This is a genomic window from Actinomycetospora sp., from assembly GCF_055612215.1.
The window spans coordinates 1-10,174 of record NZ_JBVPVA010000652.1; the positions used below are offsets into that span (position 1 = coordinate 1).

At 74.6% G+C, this 10,174-nt stretch carries 9 protein-coding genes and 1 pseudogene; 3 read left to right on the plus strand and 7 right to left on the minus strand.

The annotated features are described in order from the left end of the window. Nucleotides 1–329 (plus strand): annotated as a pseudogene (locus tag AC0CYZ_RS17855) (amino acid transporter); the annotation flags it as partial. Between the two features lie 25 nt (nucleotides 330–354). On the opposite strand, the gene AC0CYZ_RS17860 reads toward AC0CYZ_RS17855, so the two are convergent. After that, complete coding sequence (locus AC0CYZ_RS17860) at nucleotides 355–723, minus strand: Rieske (2Fe-2S) protein (protein ID WP_472217721.1); 369 nt, start codon at nucleotides 721–723, stop codon at nucleotides 355–357. An 85-nt stretch (nucleotides 724–808) separates the two neighbouring features. Between AC0CYZ_RS17860 and AC0CYZ_RS17865 the strand changes: the two genes are divergently transcribed. After that, on the plus strand, nucleotides 809–1,825 hold the full coding sequence (locus AC0CYZ_RS17865) for an NAD-dependent epimerase/dehydratase family protein (RefSeq protein WP_472217723.1): 1,017 nt from the start codon (nucleotides 809–811) through the stop codon (nucleotides 1,823–1,825). Nucleotides 1,826–2,048: 223 nt separating this feature from the next. On the opposite strand, the gene AC0CYZ_RS17870 is transcribed toward AC0CYZ_RS17865, so the two are convergent. The 4 genes from AC0CYZ_RS17870 to gatC all read right to left on the minus strand — a co-directional run bounded on the left by AC0CYZ_RS17870 (nucleotide 2,049) and on the right by gatC (nucleotide 6,196). Then, nucleotides 2,049–2,342: a hypothetical protein gene (locus AC0CYZ_RS17870; RefSeq protein WP_472217725.1), complete on the minus strand. Its 294-nt coding sequence runs from the start codon at nucleotides 2,340–2,342 to the stop codon at nucleotides 2,049–2,051. Between the two features lie 484 nt (nucleotides 2,343–2,826). Further along, nucleotides 2,827–4,344 carry an Asp-tRNA(Asn)/Glu-tRNA(Gln) amidotransferase subunit GatB gene (gatB, locus tag AC0CYZ_RS17875; protein ID WP_472217727.1) on the minus strand — a complete coding sequence of 506 codons (1,518 nt, stop codon included), beginning with the start codon at nucleotides 4,342–4,344 and terminating at the stop codon, nucleotides 2,827–2,829. Then, nucleotides 4,341–5,903: an Asp-tRNA(Asn)/Glu-tRNA(Gln) amidotransferase subunit GatA gene (gatA, locus tag AC0CYZ_RS17880; RefSeq protein ID WP_472217729.1), complete on the minus strand. Its 1,563-nt coding sequence runs from the start codon at nucleotides 5,901–5,903 to the stop codon at nucleotides 4,341–4,343. Before gatA ends, gatB begins: the two co-directional genes overlap by 4 nt. Next, nucleotides 5,900–6,196, minus strand: coding sequence for an Asp-tRNA(Asn)/Glu-tRNA(Gln) amidotransferase subunit GatC (gatC, locus tag AC0CYZ_RS17885; RefSeq protein ID WP_472217731.1), 297 nt, complete (start codon nucleotides 6,194–6,196; stop codon nucleotides 5,900–5,902). Before gatC ends, gatA begins: the two co-directional genes overlap by 4 nt. Nucleotides 6,197–6,512: 316 nt before the next feature. On the opposite strand from gatC, the gene AC0CYZ_RS17890 reads away from it, so the two are divergent. After that, the gene (locus tag AC0CYZ_RS17890; RefSeq protein WP_472217733.1) at nucleotides 6,513–7,190 is read left to right on the plus strand and encodes an ACT domain-containing protein; all 678 of its coding nucleotides are present in this window, start codon (nucleotides 6,513–6,515) and stop codon (nucleotides 7,188–7,190) included. Between the two features lie 6 nt (nucleotides 7,191–7,196). Here the strand turns inward: AC0CYZ_RS17890 and AC0CYZ_RS17895 are convergent, their stop codons facing one another. Next, nucleotides 7,197–8,000, minus strand: coding sequence for a 3-keto-5-aminohexanoate cleavage protein (locus AC0CYZ_RS17895; RefSeq protein WP_472217735.1), 804 nt, complete (start codon nucleotides 7,998–8,000; stop codon nucleotides 7,197–7,199). Nucleotides 8,001–8,190: 190 nt separating this feature from the next. Further along, on the minus strand, nucleotides 8,191–10,174 hold a 1,984-nt coding region (gene ligA, locus AC0CYZ_RS17900), incomplete at its 5' end, for an NAD-dependent DNA ligase LigA (RefSeq protein WP_472217737.1).

The following is a 10,174-nucleotide window of genomic DNA, read 5'->3' on the forward strand; positions in this document are numbered from 1 at the left end:
ACGCGCTGATCTTCGTCGAGATCACGGTGGGCGACCCCTCCGACTTCGAGGAGGAGCTCCACGTGCACGGCGAGCACCGGCACGGCTACCGCATCCTGCGGGCGCGCTCGGCCAGCGTCCCCAACGCGATCGCGGCGCTGCTGCTGGAGCTGCGCGAGGAGACGGGCCGGGTGCCGCACGTCTACTTCGAGTGGACCGAGGGCAATCCGGCGATCAACCTCGTGCGCTACCTGCTGTTCGGAGTGGGCGAGGTCGCCCCCGTGGCCCGCGAGGTGCTCCGCGAGGCGGAGCCGGACCCGTCGCGGCGCCCGGCCGTCCACGTCGGGTAGCGCGACCGGTCCCGGGGGCGCGGGGTCAGCGCACCAGGATCGCGCGGCCGCGACGCACCGCGCGGCCGACGGACAGCGGCACCCAGCGGGCCAGGGCGCGCACGAGCTGGGTGTAGCCCGGCGTCGGGCCCTGGTAGAACGCGATGCCGCGTGGGCCGTCCACCATCCGGCCGTCGCGCACGTCGTAGCGGGCCCCGTGCCATGGGCAGACCAGGCAGCCCTCGGCGTCCACGTGACCGTCGGAGAGGTCCCGCAGCTGGTGCCGGCATCGCCTGCCGACCGCGAACGCGTCCCCCTCGCTCACCCCGACCGCCCACCGCCCGACACGGCGCACGCCACCGGGCGGCGGCTCCTCGACCTCGGTCCAGCCGCTGGTGTCCTCGGTGCTCGCCACGGGGCCGGGTCCCCTGCCCCGCAACCCCGCGCACCGTGACCGTGGCCACCCGGGTGCCGGTGCCGGGGACCGGGTAGGCCCCCGCATGGAACACGGCCTGACCGTCGCCGTCACGGGCCCCACCGGCACCCTGGGGCGCGGCCTGCTCCCCCTGCTCGTCGCCGACGACCGCGTGGGCGGGGTGGTCGGGGTCTCGCGCGGGGGTGCGCCCTCCGGCGCGGACGCCACGCCCGCCGACCGGGTGGTGGACCACCGCCGCGGCGACGTGCAGGACGAGGCGTCGCTGCGCGCCGCGTTCGCCGGCGCCGACGTCGTGGCCCACCTGGCGTCCACGATCATCGGCACCCGGGACGCGTCGCGCCACCACGCGATCACCGTGGGCGGCACCGTCGCGGCGTTCCGGGCCGCGGTGGCCGCCGGCGCGCGCCGCTTCGTGCACGTCTCCTCGATCGCGGCCTACGGGTTCGGGCGCGACAACCCCGTCGGGATGGGCGAGGACCAGCCGCTGCGCCCCACCGACCGCTTCTTCTACGCCTCGGACAAGGCGCAGGCCGAGCAGCGGCTGGCCGAGGAGGCCGCCGCCCACCCCGAGGTCGAGGTGTTCGTGCTGCGCCCGTCGGGCGTCGCCGGCCCGCACGCCCTCGGGGCGAAGGCGCTCCTGCCCGGGCCGCTGGCGCCGCTGGGCCGGGCCCTGGCCGGGCGGGCGCTGCGCGGCGGGCGGCTCCCCGTGCCGGTGCCCCTCCCGGTGCCGGCGTTCCGCCTGCAGCTCGCGCACCACGACGACGTCGGCGACGCGCTGCTGCGCTGCGTGGTCGCGGACGGCCCGGCCGGGGCCTACAACATCGCCGCGCCGGACGTGCTCACCCTCGTCGACCTGGCGCGCGAGGTCGGGGTGCGCCCGCTGCCGGTGCCCGAGGCCGGGATCGAGTACCCCGCTCGCGCGATCTCGGCGCTGCCCCTCCCGCTGCCGCTGCAGTGGGTGCAGGCCGCGACCACACCCGCCATCGTCGACACCACCCGCGCGCGCGAGCGGCTCGGGTGGACCCCGCGCCACAGCGGTCTCGAGTCGTGGCGGGCGACCCTGGGTGCCTCCGGCTCGTGAGCACTATCCCGTGCCATAGGACGGAATAGTGCTCACGGGCGCGAAGCGCACCTCGCACCTGTCGCACCGCGGCCCCGCCACCGGCACCCGGGCAGGGGTGCGGCGACGGGGCCGAGGTGCTTCGGGGAGCGGACGGGCCCGGGGCCGCCCGACCGTGTCGGAGTCGGTCGGACGGTCCGGGTGGCCGCCGCGGGTTCCGGGGTGGGAGGCCCCGGACGTGCGGTCAGGACGAGAAGGCGTCGGCCCAGTGGCCCAGGTCGGCCTTGCCGCCGTCGGCGGCGTGCTGCACGTCGTTCGCCATGAGCCCGAACTGGTGGGAGGCCTCCGACGGGGTGACGCCGCCCCTGGCCGCGGCCGACCAGTTGGTGGCCGCGTGCTGCGCGTCGTTCTTCGTGTTGCTCGCGAAGTGCTGGCCGTCGGCCTTCACGTCCGAGATCGGCAGCGTCTGCGGGAGCTTGCTCGTCGACGGGAGCTTGCTGCCGGCCTCCGAGGCGTGCGCCTTCATCGAGCCGGCCACGTCCTGCCGACACCGAGTGCGTCGGGAGCGTCGACGGGGATGCCTTGGCGGCGTCCTGCAGGTCGTGCGTCCCCTCGGTGACGTGCCCCTGGATGTCGTGCGTCGTGGGCACGCTGGGTGCCTGCGCCGCGAAGGCCATCGAGGCGGTGCCGCCGGTCAGCGCCAGGGCCGCGGCGGCCGTGAGGGCCCCTCGGCCGGCGAGGCGGGCGACGTGGGACGACGAGCGGGGAGCGTGAACGCCCATGCGAATGCCTCTCCTATCCGTGTGTGTGAGTACGACCGTATGGCGGATCAAGGACTGACCCGCTCGGAGTCCAACCACAAGCTGTTCTCCGTAGACCCCAACGGGTGAGGCCGGGTTGGGTTACGGATTGGTCACGGTGAGTCTCTCGGAGTACCGCACGTCACCCTGAGCGAGAAGAAGGGCACCGCCGACCACCGGAGAGTGGTCGACGATGCCCTTCGGCTCCGTGCGCTGCGGTTTCTAGGACGAGGCGGCGACCCGCTCGAGCACCAGGGACTGCACCCGGGCCGCGTCGGCCTGCCCGCGGGTGGCCTTCATGACCGCGCCCACGATCGCGCCCGCGGCCTTCGTCTTCCCCGCGCGGATCTTCTCCGCGACGGCGGGCTGCGCGGCGAGGGCCTCGTCGACGGCGGCCGTGAGGGCCGAGTCGTCACTGACGACGGCGAGCCCGCGCCCGGCGACGACGTCGTCCGGCGATCCCTCGCCGGCCAGCACCCCGTCGACGACCTGGCGGGCCAGCTTGTTGGTCAGCGTCCCCTCGGACACCAGCGCGATGACGCGCGCGACCTGGGCGGGCGTGATCGCCAGCTCGGTCAGGGCCACGCCGCGGGCGTTGGCCTCCTGGGAGAGGTAGGAGACCCACCACGAGCGGGCCGACTCGGACGGTGCGCCCGCGGCGACGGTGTCGGCGACGAGGTCGAGCGCGTCGGCGTTGACCAGGTCGCGCAGCTCCTCGTCGGAGAGGCCCCAGTCGGTCTGGACGCGCGCCCGGCGCTCCCACGGCCGTTCCGGCAGCGCCGCCCGCAGGCCCTCGATCCACGCCGCCGACGGCTGGATCGGCACGAGGTCGGGCTCGGGGAAGTAGCGGTAGTCGGCCAGGGTCTCCTTCGCGCGCCCCGGCGAGGTGGTGCCGGACTGCTCGTCGAAGTGCCGGGTCTCCTGCCGGATCGTCCCGCCCGAGAGGAGCACGCCGGCCTGGCGGCCCATCTCGTAGCGCACCGCCCGCTCGACCGAGCGCAGCGAGTTGACGTTCTTGGTCTCGGTGCGGGTGCCGAACTCGGTGGCGCCCTTGGGCTTCAGCGAGAGGTTGACGTCGCAGCGCATCGAGCCCTGGTCCATGCGCGCGTCGGACACGCCGAGGCCCTTGACGATGTCGCGCAGCGCCGAGACGTACGCCCGGGCCACCTCGGGGGCGCGGACGCCGGCGCCGACGATGGGCCGCGTGACGATCTCGATGAGCGGGACGCCGGCACGGTTGTAGTCGAGCAGCGAGTAGTCCGCCCCGTGAATCCGGCCGGTCGCGCCGCCCATGTGCAGCGACTTGCCCGTGTCCTCCTCCATGTGGGCGCGCTCGATCTCCACCCGCCACGTCGACCCGTCGTCGAGCGGGACGTCGAGGTGGCCGTCGAAGACGATCGGGTCCTCGTACTGGGAGATCTGGAAGTTCTTCGGCATGTCCGGGTAGAAGTAGTTCTTCCGGGCGAAGCCGGTGTGCTCGCGCACCGAGCAGTTGAGCGCGAGGCCGATCGTCACCGCGCTCTCGACCGCCCGGGCGTTGAGCCGCGGCAGCGAGCCCGGGAGGCCGAGGCACACCGGGCAGACGTGGGTGTTGGGCTCGGCGCCGAACTCGTTGCGGCAGCTGCAGAACATCTTCGTCGCGGTGTTGAGCTCGACGTGGACCTCGAGGCCCATCACGGGGTCGAAGCGCTCGACGACCTCCTCGACGGTGTACGGCGCGGCCTCGACGGTGCTGGTCATGACGCCCCCTGCAGCGCGGCGGGATCGGGGATGGTCGACGCGAAGGGCATCCCGGACGCCGAGTCGCGCGCGACCTCGTAGGCGGCGGCGACGCGGTAGGCGCGGTCGTCGGCCAGCGCGGGCGTCATCACCTGCAGCCCCACGGGCAGCCCGTCCTGGACCGAGACCCCGCAGGGCACCGAGAGCCCCGCGGTGCCCGCGAGGTTGGCCGGGATCGTGCAGAGGTCGGCGAGGTACATCGCGACGGGGTCGTCGACGCGGTCCCCGAGCGGGAAGGCCGTCGTGGGCACCGTCGGGGAGACGAGCACGTCGCAGCGCTCGAAGGCCGCGGTGAAGTCCCGGACGATCAGCGTGCGGGCGCGCTGCGCCTTGCCGTAGAGGGCGTCGATGGAGCCGGCCGACAGGGCGTGGGTGCCGATCATGATGCGGCGCTTCACCTCGGGGCCGAAGCCGGCCTCGCGGGTGAGCGACATGACCTCGTCGGTCGAGTGCGTGCCGTCGTCGCCGACGCGCAGGCCGTAGCGCATCGCGTCGAACCGGGCGAGGTTCGACGACGCCTCGCTGGGCGCGATGAGGTAGTACGCCGGGATCGCGTAGGTGAACGCGGGGCAGGACACCTCGACGACCTCGGCGCCCAGGTCGGTCAGCACCCGCACGGCGTCGGTGAACGCCGAGAGCACCCCGGTCTGGAAGCCCGAGCCGGACGTGCCCTGGTCGGTGAGCTCGCGGACGACGCCGACGCGCACCCCCGCGAGGTCGCCGCGCGCCCCGGCCAGGGCCGCCTCGACGACCGGTGGGAGCGGCGCGTCGATGGACGTCTGGTCGTTCGGGTCGTGCCCGCCGATCACCTCGTGGAGCAGGGCGGCGTCGAGCACGGTGCGCCCGAACGGCCCGACCTGGTCGAGCGAGGACGAGAACGCGACCAGCCCGTAGCGCGAGACGGTGCCGTAGGTCGGCTTGACCCCGACGGTGCCGGTGAACGCGCCCGGCTGGCGGATCGAGCCGCCGGTGTCGCTGCCCAGGGCCAGCGGAGCCTCGCCGACGGCCGTGGCGGCTGCCGACCCGCCGCTGGACCCGCCGGGCACCCGTGACGGGTCCCAGGGGTTGCGCACGGGCCCGAAGGCCGAGTTCTCGTTCGACCCGCCCATCGCGAACTCGTCGAGGTTGGTCTTGCCCAGCGGCACCAGGCCCGCGTCGCGCAGCCGGCTCACGGCCGTGGCGTCGTAGGGCGGGCGCCAGCCCTCGAGGATCCGCGACGCGCACGTGGTCGGCATGTCGCTGGTCGTCAGGTTGTCCTTGATCGCGACCGGGACGCCCGCCAGCGGGCTGCGGACGGTGCCGGCGGCGATCTCGTCGTCGACGGCGGCGGCCGTCGCGAGGGCCTGGTCGGCGGCGACGTGCAGGAAGGCGTTCAGCCCGGTGGCCTCGACCGCCTCGATGCGGGCGAGGTGCGCGCGGGTGACCTCCACCGAGCTGACCTCACGGGCCTGGATACGGCGGGCGAGCTCCGCGGCGTCGAGCCGGGTCAGATCGGTGTCGGTGCGCTCGGGACCGCTCACGGCTCCTCCCCCAGGATGCGCGGCACGCGGAAGCGGCCCTCCTCGGCGGCGGGGGCGCCCGCGAGGGCGGCCTCCCGCGGCAGGGACGGGCGCGGCTCGTCGGGGCGCAGGACGTTGGTCAGTGGCGCGACGTGGCTGGTGGGCGGGACGTCGTCGTCGATCTCCGACACCCGCCCCACGGTGTCGAGGATCGCGTCGAGCTGGCCGGAGAACACGTCGAGCTCGTCGTCGGTGACGGCCAGCCGGGCCAGCCGGGCGAGGTGGGCGACGTCCTCGCGCGTGATGTCGGACATGATCCTCCGAGTGGGGATCCACCGGGATCCTCGCAAGACGTACCTGGACCGATCCATCCTAGGCGTCACGCCCGGGGGACCTCGACGCGGTTTCGGCGCCGGCGCCCCGGTCCAGGTTTACGGGCGCTCCGCGCTGCCAACCTCCCGCCGGGCCCCGACCCGGGTCCTCGCCCCACGTCCGGCGCGACTGGCACACTCGCCGCGCCCGAGGCGGACGTGCACGGTGCCGGCGGGCTCCTCGGCCTGCTCCCGGTGCGCGGGGAGCCGTGGGGAGTGCCACGGCGCGGAGGACGATCACGACAGGGACGGAGGCGACGTGACCTACCTGCTGCGAGTGGTGCTGCCCGACCGGCCGGGCACCCTCGGCGCGGTCGCGTCGGCGCTCGGCGGCGAGGGCGCGGACATCCTGTCGGTCGACGTGGTGGAGCGTCACCAGGGCGTCGCGGTCGACGACCTCGTGGTGGACCTGCCCTCCGCCCGCCCCCCGGACGTGCTGATCACCGCCGCCGAGTCGGTGCGCGACGTGACGGTCGAGTCGGTCCGCCCGTTCTTCGGCCCGCTGGACACGGCCCGGGAGCTCGAGCTCGTGGAGGCCGTGGCGGCGGACCCCGACGCGGGGATCGCGCTGCTCGCGGACGCCGTCCCCCGGATCTTCCGGTCGGCGTGGGCACTGGTCGTCCAGGCCGCGACCGGCGACGTCTGGGGCGACGGCGGGACGCGGGTGCACCGGGTCGCCGCCAGCTCGGCCGCCCCGGAGACCGACGCCGAGACCCTGCCGTGGCTGCCGCTGGCGAAGGCGACGGTCCTGGACCCGGCCGGTGTCCACGACGTGCCCTCGGCGTGGACCGACCTGGACACCGAGCTCGCCGCGGCGCCGCTGGGCCGCCCGGACCGGGCGCTCGTGCTGGGCCGCCCCGGGGGCCCGGGGTTCCGCCCGTCGGAGCTGGCGCGGATCTCGCACCTGGCGGGCATCGTCGCCACCATGACCGGCTGAGGGTCGTCAGCGGCGCGGTTCGGAGCGGGCGCGGCCGACGCGGTTCGGGCCCCAGCCCGAGCGGCGGCGCTCCGCGAGCCGGGGGGACACCGGCTGGCCGAGGGCGTAGCGGACGAGCTCCTCGTTGCCGGTGGCGAGCCAGGTGCCGTCGGGGCCCTTGAGGGTGTCCTCGAAGCCCATGCGGGTGTCGAGCTCGTTGCGGCGCGCGTACTCGAGGACCGGCCAGGCGCCGCCCTCCTCGCCGTGGAGCAGGATCGGCACCGTCATCGTCCCGAGCGCCTTGAGGATGCGGACCGCCTCGGCGACCGCAGTGTCCGGGTCGGTCACCGTGACCTCGGCGAGGACCCGCACGGTGCCGTCGGGGATGCCGACCTGCTTGAGCTGCACGGCGTCCCCGGTGGTCCACACCCCGAGCTCGATGCCGATCCCGACGGAGTCGAGCGCCTCGCACACGATCTCCCAACCGCGCTCGTGGACGTTCACCGAGGCGACGTCGGGGCGGGCGTGCGGGGGCAGCGCGGCCCACTGCTGGACGAGGTCGGTGCGCCGGAACGGATCGGGCTCGACCCACCGCGCGGTCGTCACGCCGATCTCCATCGACGGCGCGGCCTGCCGGATCGCCGACACCACGGCGCCGATCGGGCCGGGGTCGAGGCTCTCCTGACCGTCGACGTCGCGCGGGTGCACGTGGAAGCTCGACACCCCGAGCGCCGCCACCGCCCGCGCGTCGCGGGCGAGGTGGCGCGGGGTCATCGGGACGGCCGGGTAGACGTCGGCCGGGCGGGCGCCGTTCGGGCAGCACTGGAGCATCCCGGCGCCACCTCCTCGTCCGTCCCCACCACGCCGACGCGCGATCCCCCGACAGGATATGGGACCAGCTTCAACGATCTGCGCCTCGACATCAACGTCTGCACGTGCGTCTGCACGCCTTTTCGGCCCACGCCACCCATCCGCCGGACGAGACCTCGCAGCGTGACCGGCCGGGCGCGGCCACGTCCGCCTAGTCCGCCGCCCCCGCCGGCTCCTCCTCGGGGGCCGGGGCCGCCTCCTCCGGGGCCGACGCCGCCTCCTCCGGGACCTGCGCCGCCTCCCGCGCGGCGTCGGGTCCCTGCTCGAGCAGCACGCGGAAGCCGTCCTCGTCCAGGATCGGCACCTTCGCGGCCACCGCCTTGTCGTACTTGGACCCGGGCTCGTCGCCGACCACCACGAAGGCGGTCTTCTTCGAGACCGACCCCGCCGCCCGGCCCCCACGGGCGAGGATCTCCTCCTTCGCCTCGTCGCGGGAGAACGTCGGCAGCGACCCGGTGACCACGATCGAGAGCCCCTCGAGCGTCCGCGGCACGGACTCGTCGGTCTCCTCGACCAGGTCCACGCCGGCGGCGCGCCACTTCTCGACGACCTCGCGGTGCCAGTCCACCGAGAACCACTCGCGCACCGCGGCCGCGATCGTCGGCCCCACCCCGTCGACCGCGGCCAGCTCCTCCTCGCCGGCGGCGTCGATCGCGTCGATCGACCGGAACTGCCGGGCCAGCGCCTGGGCGGCGGTGGGCCCGACGTGGCGGATCGACAGCCCGACGAGGACCTTCCACAGCGGCCGGTGCTTGGCGCTGGCGAGGTTGGCCAGCAGCTTGCGGCCGTTCGCCGAGAGGGCGCCGGCCTTGGTGCGGAAGAGCGGGACCGCCTCCAGGTCGTCCTCGGTGAGGGCGAACACGTCGCCCTCGTCGTGGACCGCGCCCGCCGCCAGCAGCGCCGTCGCGGCCTCGTAACCGAGCACCTCGATGTCGAACGCGCCGCGCCCGGCGACGTGGAAGAGCCGCTCCCGCAGCTGTGCGGGACAGGAGCGGGCGTTGGGGCACCGCAGGTCCTTGTCCGCCTCCCGCATCGGGCGCAGTTCGGTGCCGCACTCGGGGCAGTGGGTGGGCATGACGAACGCGTGCTCGTCCCCGGTGCGGGCCTCGACCACCGGCCCGAGCACCTCCGGGATGACGTCGCCCGCCTTCCGGATGATCACCCGGTCCCCGATGAGGACGCCCTTGCGTTCGACCTCCCCCGCGTTGTGCAGCGTGGCCAGCGAGACCGTCGACCCGGCCACCAGCACCGGGTCCATCTCCGCGAACGGGGTGACCCGCCCGGTGCGGCCGACGTTGACGCTGATGTTGCGCAGCGTCGTCGTGGCCTGCTCCGGGGGGTACTTGTAGGCGATCGCCCACCGGGGGGCCCGGGACGTCGACCCGAGCCGGCGCTGGAGCGCCACGTCGTCCACCTTGACCACGACGCCGTCGATCTCGTGCTCGGCGTCGTGGCGGTGCTCGCCCCAGTAGCGGGTGTGCTCGATGACGGCGTCCACCCCGTGCAGCACCTTCGTATGGGTGGAGACGGGGAGCCCCCAGGTGGCCAGCGCGTCGTACGACTGGGACTGCCGCTCGGGGGTGAAGCCCCGGCGCCGGCCGAGCCCGTGACAGATCAGGCGCAGCGGCCGGGTGGCGGTGACCCGCGGGTCCTTCTGGCGCAGGCTGCCCGCGGCGGAGTTGCGGGGGTTCGCGAACGGCTGCTTGCCCGCGGCGACGAGGCCGGCGTTGAGCTCCTCGAAGTCCGCCAGGCGGAAGAACACCTCGCCGCGCACCTCGATGAGCTCCGGCACGGGGAACTCGTCGGTGCCGGCGAGCTCGGTGGGCACGTCGGCCAGCGTGCGCATGTTCAGCGTGATGTCCTCGCCGGTGCGCCCGTCACCGCGCGTCAGCGCCCGGGTGAGGTGGCCGTGCTCGTAGAGCAGGTTGACCGCGAGCCCGTCGATCTTCAGCTCGCAGAGGTACTGCAGCTCCTCGCTCGGGTGGTCGAGCTCGCGCTGCACCCGCAGCACCCACTCGCGCAGCTCCTCGGGCTCGAAGGCGTTGTCCAGCGAGAGCATCCGCTCGAGGTGGTCGACCGCGACGAAGTCGGTGGAGAAGCCGCCGCCGACCCGCTGCGTCGGGCTCGCCGGGGTG